Origin of the sequence: Chroococcidiopsis sp. CCNUC1 (genome assembly GCF_023546805.1) — a bacterium.
Lineage (GTDB): Bacteria > Cyanobacteriota > Cyanobacteriia > Cyanobacteriales > Chroococcidiopsidaceae > Chroococcidiopsis > Chroococcidiopsis thermalis.
Genome location: NZ_CP097480.1, coordinates 945,294 through 972,114 on the forward strand (window position 1 = coordinate 945,294; position 26,821 = coordinate 972,114).

The 26,821-nt window shown below is 44.7% G+C and carries 23 protein-coding genes and 1 tRNA gene; 9 read left to right on the forward strand and 15 right to left on the reverse strand.

Annotated elements, in window-relative coordinates:
- Positions 1–4 precede the first annotated feature (4 nt).
- Complete coding sequence (locus M5J74_RS04345; protein WP_250015539.1) at positions 5–2,353, reverse strand: filamentous hemagglutinin N-terminal domain-containing protein; 2,349 nt, start codon at positions 2,351–2,353, stop codon at positions 5–7.
- Positions 2,354–2,467: 114 nt separating this feature from the next.
- Entirely contained in the window at positions 2,468–3,307 is an 840-nt protein-coding gene (locus tag M5J74_RS04350) for a Ycf66 family protein (RefSeq protein WP_250015541.1), read from the reverse strand.
- Between the two features lie 256 nt (positions 3,308–3,563).
- On the opposite strand from M5J74_RS04350, the gene M5J74_RS04355 reads away from it, so the two are divergent.
- Both M5J74_RS04355 and M5J74_RS04360 read left to right on the forward strand, forming a co-directional pair.
- Positions 3,564–3,953, forward strand: a complete 390-nt coding sequence (locus tag M5J74_RS04355; protein WP_250015543.1) for a nuclear transport factor 2 family protein — start codon at positions 3,564–3,566, stop codon at positions 3,951–3,953.
- Positions 3,954–4,514, forward strand: a complete 561-nt coding sequence (locus M5J74_RS04360) for a nuclear transport factor 2 family protein (RefSeq protein ID WP_250015545.1) — start codon at positions 3,954–3,956, stop codon at positions 4,512–4,514.
- 64 nt (positions 4,515–4,578) lie between these two features.
- On the opposite strand, the gene M5J74_RS04365 is transcribed toward M5J74_RS04360, so the two are convergent.
- Genes M5J74_RS04365 through serA form a run of 3 tightly spaced genes read right to left on the reverse strand, consistent with a single transcriptional unit; the run spans position 4,579 to position 9,348 of the window.
- Positions 4,579–6,804, reverse strand: a complete 2,226-nt coding sequence (locus M5J74_RS04365; protein WP_250015554.1) for a fused MFS/spermidine synthase — start codon at positions 6,802–6,804, stop codon at positions 4,579–4,581.
- On the reverse strand, positions 6,805–7,716 hold the full coding sequence (prmA, locus tag M5J74_RS04370) for a 50S ribosomal protein L11 methyltransferase (protein ID WP_106167482.1): 912 nt from the start codon (positions 7,714–7,716) through the stop codon (positions 6,805–6,807).
- 51 nt (positions 7,717–7,767) lie between these two features.
- A complete protein-coding gene (serA, locus tag M5J74_RS04375; RefSeq protein WP_015152915.1) occupies positions 7,768–9,348 on the reverse strand; it encodes a phosphoglycerate dehydrogenase in 1,581 nt (526 codons plus the stop codon).
- A 357-nt stretch (positions 9,349–9,705) separates the two neighbouring features.
- Here serA and M5J74_RS04380 point away from each other — a divergent pair, with 357 nt between their 5' ends.
- Positions 9,706–10,218 (forward strand): hypothetical protein, encoded by a 513-nt coding sequence (locus M5J74_RS04380; RefSeq protein WP_106545269.1) that lies wholly within the window; start codon positions 9,706–9,708, stop codon positions 10,216–10,218.
- 68 nt (positions 10,219–10,286) lie between these two features.
- Here M5J74_RS04380 and M5J74_RS04385 read toward each other — a convergent pair whose 3' ends face one another.
- Positions 10,287–11,426, reverse strand: a complete 1,140-nt coding sequence (locus M5J74_RS04385; RefSeq protein WP_250015556.1) for a glycosyltransferase — start codon at positions 11,424–11,426, stop codon at positions 10,287–10,289.
- A 708-nt stretch (positions 11,427–12,134) separates the two neighbouring features.
- Here M5J74_RS04385 and M5J74_RS04390 point away from each other — a divergent pair.
- A complete protein-coding gene (locus M5J74_RS04390) occupies positions 12,135–12,914 on the forward strand; it encodes a photosystem II S4 domain protein (RefSeq protein WP_106218944.1) in 780 nt (259 codons plus the stop codon).
- A 104-nt stretch (positions 12,915–13,018) separates the two neighbouring features.
- Here M5J74_RS04390 and M5J74_RS04395 read toward each other — a convergent pair whose 3' ends face one another.
- On the reverse strand, positions 13,019–13,798 hold the full coding sequence (locus M5J74_RS04395) for an SDR family oxidoreductase (RefSeq protein ID WP_106218945.1): 780 nt from the start codon (positions 13,796–13,798) through the stop codon (positions 13,019–13,021).
- Between the two features lie 337 nt (positions 13,799–14,135).
- Here M5J74_RS04395 and M5J74_RS04400 point away from each other — a divergent pair, with 337 nt between their 5' ends.
- Together M5J74_RS04400 and M5J74_RS04405 are read left to right on the forward strand one after the other, a co-directional pair.
- On the forward strand, positions 14,136–15,650 hold the full coding sequence (locus tag M5J74_RS04400; protein WP_250015558.1) for a sodium:alanine symporter family protein: 1,515 nt from the start codon (positions 14,136–14,138) through the stop codon (positions 15,648–15,650).
- Between the two features lie 111 nt (positions 15,651–15,761).
- Positions 15,762–16,193, forward strand: coding sequence for a universal stress protein (locus tag M5J74_RS04405; RefSeq protein WP_015152922.1), 432 nt, complete (start codon positions 15,762–15,764; stop codon positions 16,191–16,193).
- A 192-nt stretch (positions 16,194–16,385) separates the two neighbouring features.
- Here M5J74_RS04405 and M5J74_RS04410 read toward each other — a convergent pair whose 3' ends face one another.
- From M5J74_RS04410 to M5J74_RS04445, 8 genes are all read right to left on the reverse strand, one after another.
- Complete coding sequence (locus M5J74_RS04410) at positions 16,386–17,888, reverse strand: GMC oxidoreductase (RefSeq protein WP_250015560.1); 1,503 nt, start codon at positions 17,886–17,888, stop codon at positions 16,386–16,388.
- Between the two features lie 9 nt (positions 17,889–17,897).
- The gene (locus M5J74_RS04415; protein WP_015152924.1) at positions 17,898–18,506 is read right to left on the reverse strand and encodes a heme-copper oxidase subunit III; all 609 of its coding nucleotides are present in this window, start codon (positions 18,504–18,506) and stop codon (positions 17,898–17,900) included.
- On the reverse strand, positions 18,503–20,212 hold the full coding sequence (ctaD, locus tag M5J74_RS04420; protein ID WP_106168492.1) for a cytochrome c oxidase subunit I: 1,710 nt from the start codon (positions 20,210–20,212) through the stop codon (positions 18,503–18,505). The genes M5J74_RS04415 and ctaD overlap by 4 nt, the downstream gene beginning before the upstream one ends.
- Positions 20,213–20,303: 91 nt before the next feature.
- Positions 20,304–21,290 carry a cytochrome c oxidase subunit II gene (locus M5J74_RS04425; protein WP_250015562.1) on the reverse strand — a complete coding sequence of 329 codons (987 nt, stop codon included), beginning with the start codon at positions 21,288–21,290 and terminating at the stop codon, positions 20,304–20,306.
- Between the two features lie 195 nt (positions 21,291–21,485).
- Positions 21,486–22,082, reverse strand: a complete 597-nt coding sequence (locus M5J74_RS04430) for a DUF2231 domain-containing protein (protein ID WP_015152927.1) — start codon at positions 22,080–22,082, stop codon at positions 21,486–21,488.
- Entirely contained in the window at positions 22,079–22,576 is a 498-nt protein-coding gene (locus tag M5J74_RS04435) for a DUF2231 domain-containing protein (protein WP_015152928.1), read from the reverse strand. Before M5J74_RS04435 ends, M5J74_RS04430 begins: the two co-directional genes overlap by 4 nt.
- 438 nt (positions 22,577–23,014) lie before the next feature.
- Positions 23,015–23,161: a hypothetical protein gene (locus M5J74_RS04440; RefSeq protein ID WP_250015564.1), complete on the reverse strand. Its 147-nt coding sequence runs from the start codon at positions 23,159–23,161 to the stop codon at positions 23,015–23,017.
- 356 nt (positions 23,162–23,517) lie between these two features.
- Positions 23,518–24,486, reverse strand: a complete 969-nt coding sequence (locus M5J74_RS04445; RefSeq protein WP_127025151.1) for a hypothetical protein — start codon at positions 24,484–24,486, stop codon at positions 23,518–23,520.
- A gap of 799 nt (positions 24,487–25,285) precedes the next feature.
- Here M5J74_RS04445 and M5J74_RS04450 point away from each other — a divergent pair.
- From M5J74_RS04450 to M5J74_RS04460, 3 genes are all read left to right on the forward strand, one after another.
- Positions 25,286–25,359, forward strand: a tRNA-Val gene (locus M5J74_RS04450).
- A 145-nt stretch (positions 25,360–25,504) separates the two neighbouring features.
- Positions 25,505–26,131 carry a phage integrase SAM-like domain-containing protein gene (locus M5J74_RS04455; RefSeq protein ID WP_219336075.1) on the forward strand — a complete coding sequence of 209 codons (627 nt, stop codon included), beginning with the start codon at positions 25,505–25,507 and terminating at the stop codon, positions 26,129–26,131.
- Between the two features lie 42 nt (positions 26,132–26,173).
- Entirely contained in the window at positions 26,174–26,617 is a 444-nt protein-coding gene (locus tag M5J74_RS04460) for a tyrosine-type recombinase/integrase (protein ID WP_219336076.1), read from the forward strand.
- The last annotated feature ends 204 nt before the right edge of the window (positions 26,618–26,821 follow it).

Here is a 26,821-nt window from a genome sequence, read left to right on the forward strand (position 1 = left end):
TCAACTATTTTAGAAGTATTTCTGCGGCAGGATAAGTTCCGTTACAGTTTAATGCAGGCGATCGCATTTTATTTGTAGATGCAGCCATCAATATAACTTCATTTTTTTCGTTGAATGCCCATTGAGTCGCTTCGACAATTTGAGTTGGGACAATTTGAGTTGGGGCAGAATTTACGACGCGATCGGGTATTGTGTTGGAGCGGCTCTCTGCTTCAGGTTCCAGCATCGCCCAATCAGTTAGGACTGTCTCAGCATTGAGTCGTTCTCTCGGGTTAGGTGGTAAGCCGCCGCGTCCATTGACGACGAATTGATTCTCGCTGCCAGTAGCACAACCAGCCACAATTTGGTTAGAAGCATCGACTAATTCTACTGGTAATACAACTAATCCTTGACTGGGATCGACATCTATATCGTCTATTGTCACTACGCCATCAATACCGCGATCGCTCGTCGCAGCGATCCGACTGTCGGGAGAGATAAACAGCCCTCGGACATTAATTTCGATATTACCACCACGACCTGCAAAAGCATTAGCAGCAATCTCGCTGTTTTCCAGTGCCACTAAGAACGTCGTATCTATATTGATATTGCCTCCATCTCCTCCAGCTTCTGCCGTACCTGCGGTACTCGATATTTGACTATTGCGACGGAGCAATAATAAATCGTTGACATCTAAGGTAATATTACCACCATTACCCGATCTCGTTTCAGCTACAATTTTTCCTTGATTATCTATGTGGATCGAGCGAGCCTTAATAATTATGTCGCCTGCGTTCCCTGCTCCACCACCACTCACACCTACTTCTGCCTCATCTCGAACGGTCAACTCCCCTGTTTCGATCGTCAAGTTTCCAGCAGTGCTAGCACCTCCAGACCCAGATGTTAATTTACTATCTCTACCACTCACTTCAACCAATTGCTTTGCTTTCACTGACAAGCTGCCCCCTTGCCCCGCGCTAGCTTGCCGTCCTATCCTTGGTCTAGAACCACTAGTACCAGCAGTTACAGTTCCTCCATCTCTAATAATCAACCTTTGAGTTTCTATAGCTAAATTGCCAGCATTACCTGTGGCATCGGAAGCAGATAGAACTTGCAAGGAGCTTCGCCATAGATCGCCTGCTGGGTTTCTTACTGATGATGTTCCAATCACTTCCACTGATTCCAAGGCATTTACCTGCAAGTTGCCTCCTAACCCTGAAGAACGTGTATCGGTAGATATCCGTGCGCCGTTTAGTAAGGTTAACCGCTTGGTTTCCACATTTATCTTGCCACTATCGCCTGTAGGTCCTCCTCTTGGGGATATAGCAAATAAGCCGCTAGGATACTTACCGTTCGCTTCTACACCGATTGCTTCCACTGATTCAGAAGCAATCACATTCAAAGTACCCGCCGCTCTCGAACCAATGGTGCTGGCTTCAATTTCGGAACCGTCTCTTAGGCTGACTCGCTTGCCCTGAACTTTGATATTACCGCCACCATCACCACTAGCATCGACTACTGCTGCATCCAATAGTTGGATGTCTCCAAAGCTTGAAATGTCCTCATAGCTGAAAGCCCAGCCTCGATCTGTAAAGTCTAATTTGACTAAACCAGGGCTAGCAACACTGGATAACTCAATCTGTCCCCCTCGTGTATGGAGCGTTCCTCCTGACAAAGTTATATCACCACCGACTAAAGCTAAAGTTTTATATGGCTGCACGCGCAAACCAACAGTTGGCTCATCGAGTACAACACGACCATTAGACTTATCGCTTCCCGTCCTTACACCCTGACCATTTCCTTGCACCTGAATACTTTTGGCACTGTCACCAAACTGCAAGCCAATCGGAACGCTGATAGTTAGCAAAGGCGTGGTTTGCTCCGCACTAGCACTGAAACTCGTGTCATCTGCAAATTTTAGACTTTTTGCCGTACTAGCGATAAAAGAACCACCTATATCTAACCTGGCATTTGTACCGAAGATGATGCCATTGGGGTTGAGCAGAAATAGACTAGCAGCACCATTAGCTCTGAGCAACCCATCAATATTGGAAATGGAGCCACCTGTAACGCGACTGAAAATGTTTTGAATATTATTGGCGTTATTAAAGTAAGCAGAGCGTCCAGTTAAAACCGAAAAGGAGTCGAAACTGTGGAACAAATTATCGCCTCGTGTCGCTCCACCAGAAATAACATCAACCGTAGGATCGACAGGTTGAGATGTAACAATAGAACCCTCTGTTCCCAATGTATTATCTGGTACAACTTGAGCTGAAGCAAAATTTTCCAGGCTAGCGATCGCACCACAAATCGCTATAGCAGATGTCCAGCCTACCATGCAATAATTTTTATGTTTCCCAGCTATGACAACCATTACCCTTCCCCAGCAAATGCGATCGAGTCAAATTCTACACATGCATAAATACGATACATGAGTGCATGACTATATATGGTTACAAAGTATTGCTGGGAAACAGATACTTACGACTTACGACTTCTCCTCGGTCTCAGGTGGCGAAGCTGGTTGATGCTTTTCTTCTGCATCTTCAATTGCAGCTTCTACTAATTCGGGACTGGGGGGATCGGGACGGTGTAATTCAGTGACTTCGCTCTGTGAGGATAACTCGGTTTCAGTTTCGGTAGTCGTCGATTCTTCTGGTTGCGTGGTTTCAACTGGGGTAGCTGCTGTAATGTCTGGGTTTGGTTGAGATTCAGGAGCGACAATAGCGTTTTCGGCTGGAGGAGACACTTCTACTTCTGTAGCGATTTCGACTGGGGGAGACACTTTCACTTCTGTAGCAATTTTTTCTTCAAAGGTAGACGCTGACTCGGTTGTTTCTGGGGCTGTAGAAGTACGACGATCGACAATTTCTACAGTGGGAGTAGATTCTACTGGCGGTGTCGGAACCTTTTTGACATCACTTTTTGGTTGTAGCTGCTCTTTGGCTGCGGTCGCTTTACTCGTTGCTTTCTTGCCAAACTGTGACAGCTTTTGTAGGGGTGAGATTTTGGTGACTTGCTCTTGAACGTTGCTTTTTACCTGTGCTGCGCTCGGTACAGCTGTTTGTTGTTGTTGAGGAGTGAGTTGGCGGCGTAACTGTAGAGTTTGGAACGCATACCAACCCAGTAACACGACTCCAGCGACTTGACCTAATAGGAGTCCTCCTGTAATCTGCTTGGCACATACCCATAAGACTAAAGCATAGAACAACCCTACGCCGCTCCAATAGATATCGTTTTTGCGACCAATTTCTGGAAAGAAAAAGGCGGCTAGGTAGATGCCAAGACTACCAATAGCAACAGCTAACGCAAGGATGTATGCAAGCATTTCTCATCTACTCCTAACTTAGAGTGTTTTCTGGGGATATCTGCTGGGGGCGTTTTTTCAACTAGCTACCTTTACCATTTTGCGGGAGATTGTTGACTTAGATACAAAACAAAAATTAATTCTCTGTATCTACTTACCAGGTTGACATTTTTACCCTAGTGTTGTTCTCTGCTATATGGGCGATACTGTGGCGATCGCGCACTCGCTCCTTCTCAAGAGTTAAATTGAGATTGGACAGTACGAAAAAAGGCGATCGATGACAAATCTTGAAGTTATTCAAGAGCTATACAGAGCTTTTCGCGAGAAAGATTACGATGCTTTTCAGCAAATTTGTACTGCTGACCTTACATGGATACAGAATGATGGATTTCCGCAAGGTAAGACGTATCAAGGTGCAGAAGCAGTCATCGCAGGAGTTTTTAAATCCAATAACGAGCGTTGGGAGATGTTTTCATTTCAGATCGATCGCTATCTTGATGCAGAAAATTCTGTAGTTGTCATTGGAGCATATGTAGGTCGCCATCGGGAGACGCAAAAATCGCTGCGTGCAGTTGCTGCGCACGTATACGATCTAGTTGATAGCAAGGTGTGCCGCTTCCAAATGTTTGCGGATACGAAAACAATCTGGGATTCGATAGTTCGATAAATGAAGATCGACTTACATCAGGTGAAAATTAAATCGTACAGGGTAGCGTTAGCAAAGCTTTCCAAAGGAATTGCGGTTCTGGTTGGAATTGCTATTGTTTTAATTAGCATCGAAGTATTTGCAGGTATACCCACACAGATGAATGTCAGTAATTCCAGCCCAGCAGGGAGAAAAACTACATCTCCAGAACAGATCCGCACAATCGTTCGTCAAGCGAGAGATAGCTGGGTCAATGGAGATGCAGATGCTTTCGCTGCTTTATTCACTCCTGACGGAGAACTGATCGTCCCAGGACAAAAATGGGTAGGTAAAGATGCCATCCGCAAAGCAGCAGCAGATTTTGCTACTTATGCCTCAAACGTCAAAATTGAAATTCGCCAAATTATCATTGAAGGCGATCGCGCTGCCGTAGAGTGGTATTGGGAAGATACAGAAAAAGCTTCAGGTCGTCGCAACCGTGCAGACGATGCCATTATTGCCGATTTTGTCGCAGGTAAAATCAAGCGCTGGCGCGAATATATCGACAGTAAAACGCCAGAGACAGTGACCAGTGACCAGTGACCAGTGACCAGAGAGCTGAGGAAGTTGAGGAAGCAACCACCAACTACCAACTACCCATTACCAATTACCCCTGATTCAAATAATATTCCGATCGCGGGAATAAGTCTGTATTAACAGGTTGAGGTTGACCGTCTTTGGCGTGGGAGTAGTAATTTACCTGGGCAGTTTTGACATCTTGACGAATTGCTTCGACATTGACGCTTGCTTTTGCTAAGAAATTCAATACAGATGCGTCCTCTAGTTTATTTAATAGCCGTTGTCGATTGAAGTCAACGGGGCGATCGCTGCCAATTAAAACGTGTAAATCGCCGCTCATGCTTAACTGAATTACGTTAGGGAATACGCTGCGGAACGTCTGCGCTGTGCCTAAACCTACGTTCCATTCCACAAACATACCACCAGGGGCGAGGTGCGATCGCACGGCTTGAAAAAACTCTTGCGAGTAGAGCATACCAGCTCGCGATCGCCAGGGATAGATCGCATCGGCTTCAATGATGTCAAATTTTTGTTGGGATAGTTCCAGCTCTTGCCGTCCGTCACCGACAATAAATTTATAACGCGGGTCTTCAAATAAGTATTTGAGCGGCTGACCGTTAGGAGTTTGAGCATATTGACGCAAAACTGTCAACTCAGCTCCAAGTAACTCTACGACTTTAATTTGCCGGGTTGCAGGGTTTACTCCTGCTGTATGAGCTGTCCCCCCCGAACCCAGTCCGATAATTATGACTTGGGCGGGATGGGGATGAATCAGTGCGGGTAAACTGCCCAGGAGGGCGTGAACTTGCATGTAAGGGAAACTGGCTTGCGCTTGTCCGCTGGCGAGTAAAGTCCCTTGTCCGTTTACCTCTGTGACGGCGGCTACACCTGTTGAATCTTCAGCAGCTAGGAAATATTGTGTGGCTGGAATGCCATGTAGAGCTGCCCAGAGATGAGTATTATTGGGAAATACAGCAATGATGACAGCTAGGGCGATCGCCAGCATACTCGTAAGCTTATCTCTCCTCAGATTGAAACATAGCAGGGCAAATCCCAGTCCCAACCACGCAATGAATCGCAAGGAACCCGCCGTACCGAACTTATCCAACAGCACCAATCCCGTCAGCAGGCTACCTGTAGTATTGCCTAAGATATTTGCGACTTGAATGAAACCGACTCGCTGTCCAATTTGGCTATCTTTTGTTTGTACGGCTTTCTGTACTAAGGGAAAATAAAAACCCAGTAAGAAATTTGGCAATACGAGCATAACCGCAGGTATGACTACATATCTCAAGATGACAATAGAAGTAATATTATTTAAGTCAATGTAGCCGATATCTGTACGTAAATCTGTCGGATGAGATTGGTAGTAAATGCTAATCAGCCAAATAGAAATTAGCGAATAAGCCGCTATACCAGCTTGAATCGCAAAAAAGACTTTTCGAGGTTGACGAATGAATCGAATTGTTGCCGATCCTGCAATACTTCCTAAGGCATTACCAATCAGAATAAACGCGAGAAGATGAGCGTATGTATAGGCGATCGATTGCAATACTGTATCTAAAACCCGAAACCAAATAATCTCTAAAGAAATTGCTGCAAAACCGGAAAGAAAGACCAAAAAACACCACTGCCATAGAGAACGCGATCGCAGCGAGCCATTTGCCGTATTTGATGCAACTAATACAGGGTAGCTAGGCTGAAACTGACGAGAAATAGACCAGGCAATAATTCCCACTACAGTACTTAGAATTGCACCGAAATAAACTGTTTTTTCATATCCAAAAGTACCGATAATATACCAACCAGAAACGAGCGTTCCCAGCCCCGATCCGAGCGTATTTAAACCGTATAGCAGACCAATTCGAGCTGCTGCACCTTTTGCATGACGGCTAGTTGCTTTCGTTACTAGAGGCAGCGACACGCCCATCAAGGTAGTAGGAATTAATAAACTAACAAACACGATCGCCAACATCATTGCTGGAGATTGTGCCAAAGATTTTCCTTGCAGAAACAGCAAGTCGTAAAATAAAAAGCGGCTGCAAACAGCAAAAATAGCAATTCCAAAATTGCAACAACTATAGATTTGTACTGCCTGACGGTTACTGAGGCGATCGCTAATCCAGCCACCCAGCCAGCCACCTACACCCAGTCCTAACAAATACGAGGCAACCACAATCGTTACCGATCGCACATCAGATCCAGAAAACAATCCCAGCATTCGCTGCCACACTACCTGATAAAGCAGCGCTGTAAACCCTGAGAGAAAATAAACAATAAATAGGGCAGGAATTGCCTTTTTGTCATTGGTCATTTAAGACCGTCTCACATTAAAACAACACCATTCTTTGCGTCGCCAAAGAGTTGCTACAGTCCAGCCATAATGTTCTAAAGTATCGGCTACCGATTGGGCTTGGTCGATTAAAATGCCGCTGAGAATGCCCCAAGTTGAGGGTTTAGAAACAGAAGTAATTTGGGGAATTAATTGAATGATGACATCTGCTAGGATATTGCACGCAATGCCGTCGAAAGATGCTTGGGTCATTTGAGGCAGCGTGTTGACGCTACCCTGTCCTACAATTATGCGATCGGCAGAAATTTGATTGAGTTGTCGATTGCTGTGGGTGGCGTTGACTGCCATGATATCTGTATCTACAGCATAAACTCGGCTAGCACCAAGTAAAATTGCTGCAATTGAGAGAATACCAGAGCCACAGCCAATATCTGCAATAACTAAGTCTTCTCGACTGGAATTGGGAAGATCGTCCAAGCGCATTTCTAAGGCTTCTAAACATAACTGCGTTGTGGCATGGTTACCCGTACCAAAAGCAGTTCCAGGATCTAGCCTTAGCAAAAGTCGCTCTGATTTTTCTGGCACTGGTAGCCAAGCAGGATAAATTAAAATGCGATCGCCCACTTCCTGCGGTTGCCAGTACTGTTTCCAACTGCTTGCCCAGTCTTCTTCATCGATTAAATGCCACTGCATTTTGGGCAGCTCTAATCCTACCAGCAAGGCATCCTGTCGCAACCACAGCGAAAGGGCAGCTAAGTCAAGTAACTTTACTTGTTCTTGTGGCAAATATGCTTTCACCAAACAAACATTACCATCATTCTTCTGCCGTTCGCTTGCCATCCCACGACAGCCAAAATCCTCTAGTCGCCAGAAGATCGTCTCTTCTAGGTCTAGATCGCACACAATTTGAATTTCCCACCAGTGATTTGCCATAGTTAGCGGTTAGCAATTAGCGATTAGCAACTAGTTGCTAATCGCTAATTGCTATAAAGTTACTGTATACGCATCGCGAATGCCTGCAACTTTGGTGATTTCAGTCAAAATCCCATCGGGCAGGGGGTCGTCTAAACTCAGTACCATTACCGCATCGCCGCGCACGATTTTGCGTCCGACTTGCATACTGGCAATGTTGACGTTAAAGCTACCCAGCAGGGAACCGAGTTTACCAATAATTCCTGGCATATCTCGGTGGAGCGTGAATAGCATGTGCGAACTGGGAGGAATGTTGATCGGGAATTCGTCAATGTTGGTAATGCGAATTTCGCCATCACCTAATAGCGCCCCCGTCACTGAATGCTCGCCCATCGAACCCTTGGCTGATAAGTGCAAGGAACCTGCATAATCCCGAATGGCAGCATCTCGCGTTTCAATAATCCGAATACCCCGTTCTTTGGCTTCGACGCTGGCATTGACGTAATTGACTCTTTCTCGCAGTGCTTGAGAAAGCAATCCTTTCAGGGCAGCAACAACCAATGGTTGGCTCTTATTAGTAGCAAGTTCCCCTTGCAGTTTGACATTGAGTAGATCGACTCGTCCCCCAGCCAGCTGACCGACTAAATTACCCAGAGTCTCGGCAAGTTGCATGTACGGTCTGAGTTCTTCCAAAATATCGGGGCTGAGTCCAGGGATATTGACGGCAGAACGGGCTGGTAAGCCTAGCAAGACATCGCGGATTTGCTCTGCTACGTCGATCGCTACGTTGACTTGTGCTTCTGTGGTCGAAGCGCCGAGGTGAGGGGTGAGGATAATTTCTTTTCCTAATGCTCTTAGCGGCGATTCCTTCAAGGGTTCTTCCTCGAAGACATCCAAAGCCGCGCCTGCGATTTTACCCGCCTTAAGTGCTTCTGCTAGCGCCGCTTCATCGATAATGCCACCCCTAGCACAGTTGATAATCCTAGCATTGGGTTTCATTTTAGCCAGTGCCTCGGCGTTAATTAAATGTGTTGTTTCTGGGGTTTTGGGGATGTGCAGCGTAATGTAATCGGCTTCTTGTAGTAGGATGTCTACCTCGACTAAGCGGCAACCTAACTGTTCGGCTCGTTCGGTAGAAATAAATGGGTCGTAGGCGAGTAACTTCATTCCCATCGCTTTAGCCGCCGTAGCAACGTGGGAACCAATCTTTCCTAAACCCACCACGCCAAGGGTTTTTTTGTAGACTTCTGCCCCCACAAAGGTTTTGCGATCCCACTCACCGCGTTTGACAGAAGCGTTTGCATCGGGAATGTAACGCGATAATGCCAGCATCATCGCGATCGCGTGTTCGGCAGCGGCGATCGTATTTCCTTCGGGAGAATTGACGACGACAATTCCTTGACGGGTGGCAGCAGGTACGTCTACATTATCTACGCCCACACCAGCACGACCGATAATTTTCAGTTGATGCCCAGCTTCGATAATTTCTTTAGTAATGCGACTACCAGAGCGAATCATCAACGCATCATACTCTGGGATCGCCTGTACAAACTGCTCTGGTGTTAGACCGATTTTTACGTCAACAGTAGCAACTTGGGAAAGAATATCAATTCCTGCCTGGTCGATTGGGTCAGATACGAGAACTTTAGCCATGATTAACGATAGGAATCCAGTGGGAAAAAGGCACTATTAATGATAAGTGAACTGTCTGCTCGTGTGAGTAATTTGTTTATCTACTCGCTTTGAGCGACAGCAGCGATACACAAGACCAGGGGTGATTCCAGTAGCGCGTTACTCTCAGCTCAAGGGTTGCCTTTAGTTAGGTTAAGTTGTGCTTTCGGTAATTCGCTGCCGCAGTACGATATTTTAACAGTTAACAGGGAGCAGGGAGTAGGGAGTAGGGAGCAGGGAAGAAATTTATTCTAAATTCGCCTTTTCCTCCTTGTCCCCCTTGTCTCCCTTGTCCCCCTTGTCCCCCTTGCCCCCTTGTCCCCCTTGTCCCCAACTTCCATGAATTACCTTATCGCCGTGTTACCCGATCGCATTCAAGCAGAAGCAGCTTCTGTAGCTTTAGAAAAAGAAGGTATACCTACCGATCGCATTACTATTCTTGGTAGAGGATACAAAAGTGCAGATGAGTTTGGCTTGATCGATCCCAACGAGCAAGCTGCTAAACAAGCAAAACTGATGGCTTTCTGGCTCGTACCGTTTGGTTTTGCCTCTGGAGTTGCTTTCAGCGTGCTGTCTGGTCTAGATACCTTTGCTTGGGCGGGTGAAATCGGCAATCATGTCATTGGTGGTTTACTAGGTGCTGTGGCTGGTGGTATGGGGAGCCTATTTGCTGGTGGTGGTGCTGGTTTGGTGTTTGGTAGTGGCGATGCTTTGCCGTATCGCAACCGTCTCAATGCAGGTAAGTATTTAATTGTTGTTAAAGGCACGGATGGCACACTTCGACAAGCAACGAGCGTACTACGTCGATTTGAACCCGAAAATATCCAAGGCTATGCTGAAACGACTGGCTGATCTGAGTTATCGTGTAGAGACATTACATGTAACGTCTCTACTGCGATTTCTTAATCCTTGTTTTCTATCTATGCTTCACAAAGAGTTTTGTAGAAGTTTTTGCCAAATTCGTCGAGATTGAATTCTGTCATAATTCGTTTTTTATGATTTAACAAATACTCTGTATTGTCGCTATTTTTAACTCGGAGTAAAGTCTCAATAGCAGCTTCACTGTCACCAAATTGAAATAACCATTCTTGAGGTAAAATTTCTAACATTCCATCTATGTTTGAAGCAACTATTGGCAAACCATAGTACATTGCCTCTAACATAACTAATGGTAATCCTTCTAATCGAGAGGGAATGACAAGCATGTCTATGGCAGAGTAGATATACGATAAGTCATCTCCCCAAGGAATAATTTTGACTCTTTCGCTTAAACCAGAAGTTTGAATGAGTTTTTGCAACTTCGCTTCATCTGAGCCATCACCTACAATTAATAATTTGATATTTTCTAGCTTACTGGCATATTTCGCTATTGAGGTAATGAGAAAATCATGTCCTTTGTGTTTGAGTTCGATTCTAGCAACCAGAGCCACTACATAATCGCTGTTATCTATGCCGTATTTTTGCCGAGATATGTTTCGCTCCTGTCGATGCCATATTCTTAAGTCGGGACCGTAATATACTACAGAAATGTTTGATTTAACTCCCTGCTGAACTAAGTTATATTTAGCCTGAGCGCTAGTCGTAATAAATGCATCTGGCAATTTGTAAAAATGCAAATTAATGAAATCTCTTAATTTAGAGAGTTTGCCTTGCATTAACGATAAAGATTGTGTTAGCGGGATAAAGCTAATTGCTTTAAGGTTAGCTTTTTTCGCTGCTAGCAAACCGAGGGAACTAAGTTCGATCGTGCCTTGAACGACAATGACTACATCGGGTTTGATAATAGAAATAGTTTGAGCAATTTTAGCAACTACGGGAAACGATAATAATGCTCCTAAGTTTCTAAATCTTGCTGCTTTGAACTCTATTGGATAAAGTTCGAGGTGCTTAAATTCTCGCAATAGTAAAGTTAAGCGATCGTAAAGTCTTTGATTTCCTTGATAAAACATAAATCCAACCTTGAGGTTGGTATTTTCTAGTAAGTATTTAACTGCATCCACAGCAGAAATACTATGACCGCCAAAGCCAGAGCCATCATCGTAAAATAGTATTCTTTTCATCTGTTTGATTTAGTAGAATTGTAAGAAAATCAAGACAAACTCAACTCACTTCTGAGTGCTATAGCAATCCTATTTGATTCATGAACGTGGAGCAGGCTAGAAGCCTGCCGCAGGCTAGAAGCCTACTTTACAAATCATTTAGAACTGCTATAGCACCCAGAAGATCGATAATCAGTCCATGTCCAATGATGCTCGCCGCTTCAAGGTCTGCATCTTTAGACGCGATGAGCTGCACCCAGATGGCGATCGCTAGAGAACACCAACGCCATAATTACTTAATCTTAGAAAGACTTGAGAAATATTTTATACTGCAAACAGTCCAATTATCATATTCTTTATCTTGCGATAAAAGTATCTCTAGATACAGAATAGAATTGAGTTTTTTGCTGTTGACATCTATTCTTTACGGAAGAAATATTTGTGTAAAATATAACATAGAACTGTCTGGGCGAAAAGAGTGGAGCTGTGCTATTCGTGAAGGTAAGGAGCAAATGCAATGTTGGTAACAGATGACTAGTGTTAGGATATCTGCATAGGAAAACGGGTTGGAGATCGAAACACGATTGAGTTTGAGCCTCTCGCAACGTCTATGCTGCTAACACATGTACCAAAAATACAAGAAATGACAGCAGTTGGATTTTATGCGGATAACAATAAGTGTCAAACAATATAGAACATATATAGCCAACTAAAAGTTAGAAAATTAAGATGTTGCCGAGAGAAGACTTATTAAAAGGTGTAGAAAATCGAGAAACTATCGTTCGTGTTATCGATCTAGCAGAGCAAGCAATCAAAACTTGGGAAGTAGTACTCACTGATTTTTTATCGCCCCCAGAGTTAGCTGAGAGTCAGCAAATTTTTAGTCGTTTGACTGACGTACAATTAGTAGCTTGGGGCGGTTATCCTCAAGCAGAACGGCAACGATTAGCGATCGCTCGTGCGGAAGTCCCTCTCGATTCATCCCAAGTGACAGTAGCAGCAATAGATATTGCCGGGAACTTTCTATTTGATACTGCTACCCATCGCGACTTTTTAGGGGCGATGCTAGGCACGGGAATTGTACGGGACAAAACTGGCGATATTATTGTGTTGGGAGAACGGGGAGCGCAAGCAATTGTTGTACCAGAATTAGTAGAATTCTTAGCAATGAATTTAAAGCAAGTACGTTCCGTTCCCGTCAAAATTCAGCAGATCGAGCTGAGCGAATTAAGAATTAAAGAACCGAAAAAAAAGGAATTAACAACAGTAGAAGCCTCTTTACGATTAGATGCGATCGCCTCTGCTGGGTTTGGGATGTCCCGCAGCAAAATGGTAGATTTGATCGAAGGTGGAGACGTGCGCGTTAACTGGAAAGAAATGAGCCAATCCAGCACTCAAGTCAAAACTGGAGATTTAATCGCTATTCGCGGCAAAGGACGATTAGAAGTGGGAGAAGTCGCCGTCACGAAAAAAGAGCGCTATCGCGTCCAATTAACGCGGTATATGTAATCGGTAATTGATAATGGGTAGTTGGTAGTTGGCAATAGATTATTGATAATTCGAGTAGTCGGGTATTCGGAATTAAGTGTTCCCTGTTCCCTGACAACAAAAACTCAACTAAGCTTAAACACTTTTCCAACTAAACTGACTAAAGCTTGGCGCGGTAAAAATCGATAAGCATTAGCACTAATTTTATTTGTCAGTCCCGGAACGATCGAAGAACGGTTTTTTTCTAAAGCTTGAAGTGATTCTTTGACAACTTGCTGAGGTGAAATATAATTTTTAGCGATCGTCTCTGAAAAAGTCGTGGGAAAATCAGCCTCTTGGAAAAATTTCGTTTCAGTGGGACCAGGACAAACAGCTAAAATCCGTACCCCATACTTGCGATTTTCTGCCCACAATGCCTCGCTAAAACTGAGGACAAAAGCTTTACTGGCTGCATAAACAGAAAAGTAAGGTATCGGTTGGAATGCAGCAGTAGAAGCAAGATTGATAATACCTCCAGATCGACGCTGGCGCATTCCTGGTAAAAATTTGTGAGTCAAGTCTACCAACGCTAAAACATTCAACTGTACCATTCTGACTTGGCGATCGCCATCTCGTTCGGCAAAATCGCCATAATCTCCAAAGCCAGCGTTATTGATTAATAGATCGATCTCTAATCCCTTTTCCGTTACCGTATTGTAGATAGCTGTAGCTGTTTCTGGTACAGTTAGGTCGTGGACGAGGACGTAGACTTGAATTTGATATTGTGCTTGTAACTGAGCTGCCAGCTGTTGCAATTTGTCAGCGGAACGAGCTACTAAAACTAAATCCATTTGTCGAGAAGCTAACTCATGGGCAAAAATAGCACCAATTCCCGCAGAAGCACCAGTAATCAAAGCTGTTGGCATATTAAAAGTGAGTCGTGAGTTGTAGGGGCGGGTTTAATGTTGAGAATACCGAGTCTAGGACTGGAATTTCTGCGGTGAAACCCGCCCGTACGAGTGAATAGTCAGAGCGATCTATCAGTCAAGTTCTTAAGTAATTCTAACGCTTGACTACCAGTTACCAACTACCAGTGACTAATTCCCAAACATCGCAATATATCTATCTTTGGAAGTATATACTACAGCTTATTTTTGATAAATGCTAAAAAATTGTGTCTTAAGAACAGTTTAATTGCGACCTAAAGTTATATTTTCTTAAAATTAAGGATTTTTTGCTAACACTCACAATTAAGAAACGCTAATGAATCACCATAAGCTTTTAAATTGGCTGAGAAAATATCCTTGGCTTTGTTTAGCGTTACTAGCCATACCTAGCACGGCTTACGCTGCTGACGGTAAGCCGACAGGAATCTTAGGGGCAATTGATGCTATCTTTTCCTATCTAGTAGCAGCGCTGTCTCAAATTCTGTTCTTTAGCATTGGCGGAATGCCGTTTATCGTCCTGTGGTTGATTATTGGTGCGGTATTTTTTACAATCCGCATGAGTTTCATCAACTTCCGTGCTTTCGGTCACGCGATTTCTGTCGTGCAAGGACATTACGATAATCCAGCAGAAGCAGGAGAAGTCACTCATTTTCAAGCGCTATCAGCGGCACTATCGGCAACAGTAGGCTTAGGAAATATTGCTGGAGTAGCGATCGCCATTCAGTTAGGCGGTCCTGGGGCAATGTTTTGGATGACTGTCGCAGGGTTGTTAGGGATGTCCAGTAAGTTCGTTGAGTGTACTTTGGGACAGAAGTATCGTATTGTCAAGCCGGATGGTAGCGTTTCCGGCGGGGCGATGTACTACCTATCGCGTGGCTTGGGCGAACTGGGACTGCGTCCTTTGGGTAAAGTGCTAGCACCACTATTTGCTGTGTTTTGCATTGGTGGGTCTTTCGGTGGTGGCAATATGTTCCAGGCAAACCAGTCCTTTGCTGCGGTATCGGGAGTCATACCCTTTTTGCAGGGGCGAAACTGGCTCTACGGTTTAGTCATGGCTGTATTAGTTGCTTTAGTGATTATTGGTGGCATCAAGCGGATTGGTTCGGTGGCTGAGAAACTGGTTCCAGCCATGTGCTTGATCTACATCCTCGCCTCTTTATTCATTATTTTGACGAACATACCTCAAATTCCCAGTGCAGTTGGCACAATTCTCCGAGAAGCCTTTTTCCCACAAGCGATCGCCGGAGGATTTATTGGGGTATTGGTGCAAGGATTTCGCCGTGCCTCTTTCTCGAATGAAGCAGGAGTCGGTTCAGCAGCGATCGCCCATTCCGCCGCCCGTACCGAAGAACCGATCCGCGAAGGGATTGTGGCATTACTCGAACCTTTCATCGATACTGTCGTGATTTGTAACATGACAGCTTTGGTAGTGGTGATTACAGGTGTTTACACCGACACCAAAGCAGACGGGGCGCAACTCACAAATGTTGCTTTTGCTTCCGCGATTAGCTGGTTTCCAATCGTACTAGCGATCGCCATCTTTCTGTTTGCTTTCTCCACGATGATTTCTTGGAGTTACTACGGCGAACGCAGTTGGGAATACTTGTTTGGCGATCGCACCACTTTAGTTTACAAGGCACTGTTTGTTTTCTTCGTGTTTGTCGGCGCTGTCGTCAACCTCGGTGCAGTCTTAGAATTCAGCGACATGATGATTTTGTCAATGGCTTTCCCTAACATCTTGGGCTGCTTCCTCTTGTCAAACAAAGTTGCCGCCGATTTACAAGATTACATGCAGCGCCTCCAAACTGGAAAGATGCCCGTGTTTAAGTGAGCAGTTATTAGGGAGCGATCGAGCAGGGGGAAGAGAGCTGAGGGAACTGAGGAGGATGGGGGAGAAAATACCAACTACCAATTACCAATTACCAATTACCAATTTAAAATCATGAGTTGGTTACAGAAAGACCGAGTTTTAGTTCCGATCGATTTTTCAGAAGAGTCTTTTGCGGCACTATCTCCAGCGCGAGAATTTGTGAAGGATGCAAGTCATTTGTATGTTCTGCACGTTCTGTCTCACCTGCATCCAGCTGAACCTGGGGCGATGTGGAATACTTTAGACGATCGCTCGCGCCAGCAGCACGTAAAAGAGACTTTGAACAAACGATTTAAAGCTTCGGAGTTTGAAGGAGTTCATATTGGCGTTGCTGTTGGCGACCCCAGTTCGGAGATTCTCGACTATGCTAAGGAGATTAATGCCGATTTAATTGTGATTCCATCGCATGGCAAAACTGGCTTGAGTCGATTTTTTCTCGGTTCGGTAGCAGAACGAGTGATTCGCTATGCTCATTGTCCTGTGGTGGTGTTGAAAAAAAATTAGGTTAGCGGTTTATCAAAATCATCGCGATGTTAATCAATTAAGGCTAATACTTTGCTAAGAGATTAGCCTCAACTGCTTTATAGCGATTCTCGTTATGATGCGATACATTCGTAGGGGCGCACAGCTGTGCGCCCCTACAGATCTTGTATTTCATCGAATTGAAAAAGGCTATATTTTTCATTCAGCAACGCCTTACTTCAACTGCTCGATTAAGCGATCGCCCACCCGCAAAGCATTGGCAATGACAGTCAAGCCAGGACTAACGCTGGCGTGAGAAGGGAAAAAACTGCTGTCTACGACATAGAGATTTTGCACTTCGTGGCTGCGACAGTTCAGATCCAACACCGATGTTGCCGGATCTTCTCCAAACCGACAAGTGCCGCACTGATGAGCTACAACTTGTACGGGCATATCGCTGCGCGGATGGGTCGTGCGGTTAAAGACATTGGGCTGAGACTGCTCGACACTTTTTAATACATCAACCCAACGATATACTAGGCGATCGTGCGCTTCTACATTATTCGCCGTGTAATCAATTCGCAGTTTGTCTCCCACATAGCGAACGCGATTGTTGGGATCGGGCAAATCTTCTGTTTTCAACCACCAACCGATTGAATGAGTTGCCAACTGTCGCAAGCCGAAACTTGGCATCAGCCTAGACAATGCCGATAAAATTGGTGGTGCTTCGGCAAAAATGACATCTTGAAAAATGCCACCGGAGTTTTGTACGTGACCCATCGGATACGGAAAATCTTTATCTCCCCAATAAAAATCGTTTAGCCCTAGCGTGCGGGAAAACGACCCAGAATTAGCGGTAGAGGTTAACTGCACCACAACCGACAGCAGTTGTTTCATCAAATTTCGCCCCACCTGACCGGAGCCATTTGCAATTCCATCAGGGTGTTTTTCGTTGGCAGACCGCAGCAGCAATGCCGCCGAGTTCACAGCACCACAGGCAAGCACTACAATATTGCCTAAAAACAAATAGGACTGTTCCCCAATTTTTGCTTCAACTGCTTTGATCTGAGATCCTGATGGGTTGGTATGCAAACAAACGACTTGGGCAGCAGTTTTAAGCGTCACGTTTTCGCTGTTGAGGATGGGGCTAACTCCGGTGTCTTCAGCATCAGTTCTACCGCGATTGCCCAACCCTAGCGGCAAATGAACGGGATGCAACCCCTGCTGAGAAAGAGTGTCACCAATATGTTGCACCATCGGCTCATGAGCAACTTCCCCAAAAGGATAGGCTTGGCTATGGGGCGGCTCAGTGGGGTCATCTTCGACTTTACCGTGTACTTGATACAACTTCTCGGCTTCGGTGTAGTAAGGCTCAAAGTCCTGATATTTCAATGCCCATGCCGGAGAAACCCCACCCTGATGCTGCACTTGCTCAAAGTCGCGTTCGCGCATTCGCTGCAAAACGCCACTCCAGATTTTTGTATTGCCACCAACGGCGTAATACGTTTGCGGATAAAACGGTTCTCCTGCGTTGTCGTACCAGGGTTCTGGCGCGTGAAATTGCTCTTTCTTAAAAACTTCTGTATCGACCAACTCCGAACTTTCACGATGGATCAGTTCTCCGCGATCGAGCAGCAAGATCTTTTTACCAGTTGATGCCAGCTTTCGCGCCAGCGTCCCGCCGCCTGCACCCGTACCAACAATAATTACGTCATAGTATTGGTCGTCAATTATCATAGGGCTCTCCTACTGCCAAACGTAAATGAGCGTGTACAACACGATCCAAATGACATCGACAAAGTGCCAAAATAAGGACGTTGCTTCAACACCAAAATAACCGTTGTCGTAGTTACCCGGGATAAACGATCGCCCCAACATTAATGTTTGCAGCAGAATTCCGGTGAGAACGTGCAAGCCATGAAATCCAGTTAATAAAAAGAACGTACCACCGAACAAACCCGACTGGTAGCTAAATGGTAAACTGCGCCATTCCACAGCTTGCCCAAAGAGGAAATAGCTACCCATCGCCATAGTAGCTAACAGAAATAGGCGAAAGCCCCACAGTTTTTGATCGTGTAAATAACGCTCAGCCACGTAGATGACAAAGCTACTGGATACCAGCACGAGCGTATTAATGAATGGATCTCTGGTTTCCAAGCCAGTCACACCAGGCGGATACCAGTCTAGGGTAGTGGTTTTGTAGACAATGTAACCCGTAAAGAAGCTCAGGAAAATGACACTTTCCGACAGCAGAAACACGATAAAGCCAAACTTACTATTGCCTGCTGCGTCATGCTCCTGGTGCTGTCGAACGTTAGCTTCAGTATCTTGCGCGATCGCTCTTTCTGCTGTCATGATGTTTGCTGCTGCGTCAGAGATTCAGGAAATTGAGTCAAGCCTGGATTGGGAATGTTCCCTACCAAGGGTTGGTTCCTACCGTAGCCGTAGGGACCCGAAACCACAAGCGGTGTTTCTTCAAAGTTTTCCACGGTTGGTGGTGAAGAGGTCAGCCACTCTAAACCGTATGCCCGCCAGGGATTGTTGCCTACTTTCTCGCCCCGAATCCAAGAACTCACCATGTTGAGAATAAATGGTAGCGTAGACAGCCCCAATAGAAAACCGCCAATACTTGCTATAACATTCCAGTAAGCAAATTCCAGGTCGTAGGATGCAGCCCGGCGGGGCATTCCCATCAATCCAAGCGGGTGCATCGGCAGGAAGGTTAACGCCGTTCCCAGGTAGGTCAAAGCAAAGTGCAGTTTACCCAGCCCTTCATAATACATGCGTCCGGTCATTTTAGGAAACCAATGATAGATTCCGGCATAAATGCCCATGACGATCGCGCCATACAGCACGTAATGGAAATGTCCGACCACAAAATAAGTGTTGTTGACGTGAATATCGATCGGCACAGAAGCCAGAAAAATTCCAGTAATTCCCGCAAACAACCAATTACTAATACCACCGAGCGCAAATAGCATCGGCGTGGTGAAGCGAATCTTCCCACCCCAAATCGTTGCCACCCAGCCAAAGACTTTAATGCCGGAAGGAATGGCAACCAGCATCGATGTCACCATGAAGAGTATCCGCATCCAACTAGGGGTGGCACTGGCAAACATGTGATGCACCCACACCAAACCACTGACAACCGTAATTAAGATCGATGATGCCGCAATCACCCGATAGCCGAATAAGGGCTTACGGGCATGAACGGGCAGAATTTCGGAAAACATCCCAAATGCTGGCAGAATCATCACATAGACTGCCGGATGGGAGTAAAACCAGAAAAAGTGTTGGTATAAGATGGGATTACCGCCCCGCTCTGGTGTAAAAAAACTGGTGCCGATCGTGATATCGAGCAATAGCATGATTGCCCCTCCAGTCAGTGCAGGCAGTCCATACAGTTGTATTAACTGCGCTCCCAGCACCGACCAGACAAAGGCGGGCGTTCTAAACCAAGTCATTCCTGGCGCACGCATTTTGAAGATGGTAGTGACAAAATTCACCCCACCCATGATGGAAGATACCCCCGAAATTGCCACTGCCAAAATCCATAACACCTGTCCGTTCAGCAGATTGCCAGTCGGGTTTTGCAAACTCACAGGCGGATATGCCCACCATCCCGACTGCGATGGACCTCCTGGTACTAGGAAACTGGCTAGCATCAGAATGCCTACTACAGGAACCATCCAAAACGAAACCGCATTGAGCCGAGGAAATGCCATATCTCGCGCCCCAATCATCAGCGGCACGAGATAATTTCCCAATCCCACTAAAACGGGGAACGTCCACATAAACAGCATGATCGAGCCATGCATTGTGAACAGCGCGTTATAAACAGTGCGATCGACCAGATCGGCATCGGGGGTAATCAGTTCGCCCCGCATAATCATCGACAACGTGCCACCAATTAGGAAAAAGAAAAAAGATGTGACGATGTATTGAATGCCGATCACCTTGTGATCGGTGCTGAAGGTGAAGAATCGCTTCCAGTTATCGGGTGCGCCTGGGTATGGCTGACCGCGCACGGCTTCTGGAGCTTCGATCGAGATGTTTGTCATAAGTTATTAAGCAAGTTAAAAGTCAAAAGTTAAAATTGCGAAACTCACGATCGCGAATTATGAATTACGAATTACAAATTATTTGGTTACATCAGGCAGGTGGACTATTCGGTTCGTGCTTAGGGGCATAATTTACTACAGGTGGCGATGCAGGTGGGATAGTGTCCCAACCGCGAACGGCTACCTTGTCTTTCGTTGTCCCAGAGCGATCGTTTGCTTGGCTGTACTCGAAAGCAGCTCGATTAAAAGCAGGGGTAGGCGACCCAGTGGCAGCATCAGCGAGCCATTGTTGATATTCGTTGAATGGCTGAACGACGACATCTGCTTGATTTGCGGCAAAGTAAGTCCCGCTAAACATGGAATCGCGCAGGCGATAGGTTCCAGTTTTCACAGGAGTCAGTTCAAAATCGATTTCGTGGTTAGGAACGACATCTTGCTTCAGGCGAAATGCCGGAATGTAAAAGCCGTGCAACACATCCTGCGATCGCAACGTAAACCGCACGCGGCGATCGACTGGTAAATGTAACTCAGTGCTGGTGATATCCTGTTTTGGATAATGGAAAATCCATGCCCATTGCTTAGCGGTCACGTCAATTTGCTCGATGGGAGCGGTTTCTACTGCATTCTGAATTTCCTGCTGAGGCTTGCTGTCAAAGGGTTCGGCGTAAGCAGGCTGCATCATCTGAGGCATATGCAAGTGTACCAGTTCCATCGGACCCCGCACCGCCATTTTTTCGTAAGTCCGATAGCTCACAAAGGAAAGTGTTAACACCAAAACTAATGGTACTGCCGTCCAAATAATTTCCAGCCAGGTGTTGCCTTCTATCGGGGGACCATCGCTCATGTCATACTTACTGGCTCGATGAAAAACCAACGAGTAAAGGAAAGGTCCAATTACACCTAAGTAAATGAATGTGCCTAACCCAGTAAAGAGACTGAATAGATCGTCTAGCAACTTTGCTTCTGCTGCTGCTTCTGGCGGAAACCAAGAATAGGATTGCTTCGCCATCCACAAGCTTGTCATAGCGACCAGGATGGCATAGACCGTCATTATTAGAATTGCACGAAGTTTCATCATGACAGCGATCGCACCATAGTTAGAACAGCGAACTGAGAGGAGAAGGCAGGAAGAAGAGAGCTTATGATGCTCTCGGGAGCTGAGGGAGCTGAAAGGACAAGGGGGACAAGGGAGACAAGGGAGACAAGGGAGAAAAATTATAGCTTCTGATTCCTGACTCCTGTTTTGACTTTTGCCTTTTGCCTTTTGCCTTCCCTAGAGTTGATTGGGATTTTCGCCTAAGTGCAGCATTTGATCCGCTGTGACGTGAATGCCAAATTCGGCACCCAGATGTGCGCCCAGCGTTCCCTGCACAAACATCAGAGCAAAAACAAATAAACCAGCAGCGAGATAACTCCACTGTACCTGTCTTGCCATGTCTTTGCGCCACTGATAGCGTTGAAAGCCTCGCCAAACGGTCATTCCCACGATTAAGGTCAAAATCATCACCCCCCCTACACCGTGTAGAATCATCGTTTCCAAGGCATGAAGCCCCCAGGCACTGGTGACATCCGCTAGCGGTACAGCCAAAGCAACTTCAAACACACCAGCCATAACCGTAAAAAAGGTCACGATCGCCGATGCTAAAAGGTTATACCAACCGACATCAAACAGCGCCGAGCGGGTAACGGGAATTGCTAGAAACTTAAAAACTGCTTTCTCGACGGGAAACAGTACCCCTACAATGTCAAAGGCGATCGCTACAATAAATAACCCTAGCGTTAGATGCACCAGATTGGGATGGATGGGAATTGGGTAGGGCAACCCATTCACTCCCAAACTACCCCACTGTTCCAGCAAGTCTGGATTCATAATATACCTCCTCTGATTGCCTCTACGACAGGAATCGTATGCAAGCCATAGACCCACACGAGTAAGCTGCCCAGGTATGTCTGAATACAAACTAGCCCAACTAGCAGCACGCTCGCTGCGAGATAAGGAAGGGGTAGCTGCGGTCTTTCCTGCAACCGGATCACGTAGCGCCATGCGGTGACGACTGCTAGAATTCCTGAGAGCGACCAGCCCAAAATTGTATGAGCATTCAGCGTTGAAACAGATGCAGCATAAGGTTCTGCCAAACCTGCTTCAATTTGTCCAAAAATAATTGCAATGAAGATCGAAACTGTTGCGAAGGTCAGATTCCACCAACTGACTTCATACAATTTGGAATTTTTGGTGAAATACCCCAGGAGATCGCAAAATACTGCAAACAGCACCATAGCGATCGCGAAATGCACCACGATTGGGTGAATGGTATCGGGATAAGGAAGGTTATGCTCGTTGAGAGGCGGAAGATACTTAAACACAGATTTTCAGAGTAATACAGTGACAGCGAGCAGTTATAGTGAAACGAAAGGATTGGGTTGCTAAAAATTATCGCAGACAGAATAACTACTGGTGTAGAAGCAGAGTAGGCAGTAACTCCAAAAATTTGAGCAATAATTTTGACTTACTTCTAAAGTATCTCCTTTTGCAACTCCAGTCACTTATCCCTTTCTAATTTAATTGTTTTGGCTTTTGTACGACAGTGAATATCTCAAATCCCAACGCCAGCCCAGCAGTATAATTTCGCACTTGAGATTGTTGCCACTTGAACGTAGGTCAAAATAGTTTTCTAGAGAACATTATTTTGACCCACCCCTTTTTGCACCACAACCGCTATTCTGGTGGTCATTTAACTGTATATTTAATGTACAGAAATAGCTCGTAGTTTATAAATCGAACTCATACCCAATCGTATAGTTTTAATTGCGCCGCTCTAGTAAGCTATTTTTTAAGACTTCTATGAACTGCCAAAATCTAGGTAATTTTTGAGCAGCCTTTTGTCTTGGTAGCTTCGCACAAACTTCTTCTGGTAACCAGAAGTGGTCGTCAAAGTCGTAGTATCCCATGAGATCTCTTTCCTGACTTACTCGATTTCTACTATGTCAAGAGGATGGGAAGATAGTGAATAGTCTTCCCATCAGAATGCCTCGATTCGTAGTCTCTTGTCTTCATACAAGTGGAATAGCCAATGACAGAACTCATGAGCCTACTGCTTAAGTAAGATTAATTTACTACTATCAACAGGAGGAATTTTAGAATTGTTATTACCTATAGATAGTCGGATAAATAATTGAGCAGCAAGAAAGTTCAAGTTGGAAGAATTGCCAGCAATAGATTCTGTATTCAAATATTCCCGATCTCATGTATCTTTTATATCTTCGTTTTGGACGTGAAGTTAAGTACGATCGCATAAAAGTAGAGACTATTTTGAAGTCAGCTGGCTAGAGTTCAACAACAAAGAGTCATCTCGATCGCCTAACACCCCGTAGTCGTTAATAGAGAAATGTATCGCTAAAATCAGCCGATCTCCCTTCGTTGGTGGCAATCCTTTGTGAACGCAAAATGGATCTTCCACAAAGCCAAACCCCGCCGGCCCACAAATTGTCACAATCCTAGAAGTACCGTAGTAATCAATCACATCTTGCTCGGAACGCAACCGCCACAAGCTGAGAAGATAGGCAAGTTTTTTCTGACGATGACTGCCACGAATACATACATGCGGTCCATTAGCTAAGGTAGTGTCACTTAAGTAGAAGTAAAATCTAAGACAACGGTAATCTTCAAGGTCGTGATGAAACACTTGCCCAATCGCAGCCGTAGATTCATAAATTGCTGCTGTTGGGGGAAAACTCCACCACAGCCAACTACCAGCATGAACCGATTCTACTTTTAAATATTTCGCAGCAATATTTAATAGCTTTGGGTCGCGAGCCAGTTTCTCAATTGCTGGACATAGCAAGCTGGCATTGTAATATTTCCCTAGTCGAAAAGATTGACCGTATGAACTCTGCGCCGCTAGCCTTTCTTGATAAGCAAAACTCAAGCGTAAATTCCCGTCTCCGTAGCAATTATTACGCTCTGCAAACTCACGGATTTCTCTCACCCAGCTATCTGGTAGATGAATCCCCAAGTACAATCCGTCAGCGATTAAAGATTCAACTACTTCATCAGTATTGAGGTGACTAAACACCGAATCCTTTTCCTCGTAGACTTTAGCGGTTCGTTGACGCTGATAGTAATTTAACATCATGATTTGGATCGAGCTAAAGCGACCAAATACATACATAAATAACCATTGAGGAGTTCTAGATAAATACTTTTTGAGTACGCCAATATAGTAGTAGCTACAGCTTTTTAGTCGAGTTATTAGCAGCAAATTTTGCTCGCGCATCAGCACTTTGCTCACACCTAAAATTAGTATTTGGCAGAAAGTCAAAATCAAGCGATCGAACGCAGAATATCACAAGTGTCAGCTAACATTAGTCTCCCCCTTTACAATTCACATATTAAGGCATTGCCAAACGATGATGGAAAAATCTAGTTGAGTATAGCAGCAATTTACTGCTCCGAGAATCTTGACAGAGCCGGACAAAAATTACATAAATTCTTAAGACATTCTCATTCAGATTTTCTGTAAAAGTAACTCGATTCGGGTCGATGAGTGGGAGAAAAAGTCTTGGTAATTATCTTCATCTACGTATGCAGCTAGTCCAGAAAGAACTCAAACCATGATAGCTAAACTTGCACTCCTATCACTACTAATAGAGATATATAGCAATCCTATTTGATTCATGAATGTGGAGCAGGCTAGAAGCCTGTCGCAGGCTAGAAGCATACTTTACAAATCATTTAGAACTGCTATAGGCGAGCAAGTATGACCTCCTACATCTTTACTTTCGGCTTATTCTCGACTGATACTAAAAACTTGTCAATTCAGAAGTAATCTCACGGTCTGTCAATCCCAAAAAGTTCAGGAAAGTGTAGGAGTTAACTATCGTTCTGATACTATACCGCTGTTGCAATATCCCGTTTATTGTTATGGTCTCCACCAGGGATCGGGTTAAAGCTGTATCGCTTGCCTCCAAAGCTGAACTTAAGCTGTATCGAGCTGTTATGGTTAATAGGTTTTATTTCTCTCATGTGTCCCAAAGGTGTCTCATATGTTATCCTTAGAAAAGTCAAAATCACACGGACGTATAGCTCAGTTGGTTAGAGCGCTACGTTGACATCGTAGAGGTCACTGGTTCGAATCCAGTTACGTCCATCCCCTGAAACCCTTTCTACATCAGCCTTTGATACTTACGCCAGGTTGATTTCAGTCACATTGCCATTCTCAATAAACACTTCCAAAGTGGTCAGATTTGAACACTTATGGTCATAGATTGGTAGACAAGTGGTAGACAAGGCAGATGGACAAAGTTAAGGGAACAGTCAAAGTTGGAGTAGATAAAGGTTGGCTAAGGTTGCGGTGGACTCATGAGGGGAGAAGGTATGCACTGACTCTGGGGCTACCTGATTCAGCTGTAAATCAGAAATTTGCTCAGCAGAAAGCGCGTCAAATTGAGTTAGATATTATTAGCGGTCACTTCGACGCTAGCTTGAGACGATACAAGCAGCAAAAAAGTTTGAAAATACCAGCTATAGATTTGTTTGAACAATTCACCTCGGCAAAGTCGAAGCAGGTCGATCCTAAAACGCTAATGAAGTACAGTGCTACTAGCAAGCATGTGGACAAATACTTTCGAGACAAAGCAGCAGAGGCAATATCAATAGAGGATGCACATAAGTTCATCGAATATTTGAAGCAGCACATCAGCAGCCGTACTCTCAAGGAATGGGTAGGTTTACTTAAAGCAGCGTGGCAATGGGGAGAAAAGCAGGGAATTATCAGTCAAAATCCTTGGGCGACTGTAATTAAAAGTATCAGAGTCTCTCCTAAGCAACCACCTAAACCATTTTCTCAGGAAGAAATCAGATCCATTATTCAGGCATTCAGGAACGATCGCTATTACCATTGCTATGCTGATTATGTATAATTCCTATTTAGTACAGGCTGTCGTACTGCTGAAGCAATTGGCTTGAGATGGAAGCATATAAGCGACGATTGTTCGAGTGTTTGGATCGGTGAGAGCCTAAGTCGTGGTACTAGGAAATCAACTAAAAATAACCGAGCCAGGACTCTAACTTTGAATTTTACACTTCAAACAACATTACTAGCTCGAAGACCGCTCAATTTTCAACCTGATGATTTGGTTTTTACGAGTCCAACTGGTAAGCCTATTAATGATTGTAATTTCAGAAAAAGAGCTTGGAAGACAGTACTGACCCGACTAGAAATTGACTATCGCAAGCCTTACTCGACGAGAAGTACGCTAGTTTCTCATGCTCTCGATTTAGGGATGAATCCGGTCACGGTTGCTGTTTTAACGGGGCATAATGTAAGAACGCTGTATGAAAACTATGCTGGAAATGTGAATAGTAAACCAAGACTACCAAATCTGTTAAGTGTAGATGATAGTTAATTTCAGATTTGTCGATATTTTTGACGAGGTAACATGACAAGAATTGCAGCATTCTAATTTGTAGTTTATTGTAGTAGGAGAATAGCAAATTATTTCTTCTCAATCTAGATATAAAAACAACAGAAAGCATTCCAAGATTTTTTGATAGTAGAGTTGACTAAAATAAAGTGCAGTACTCAAAGCATAATTTCATATAGTTTTGCG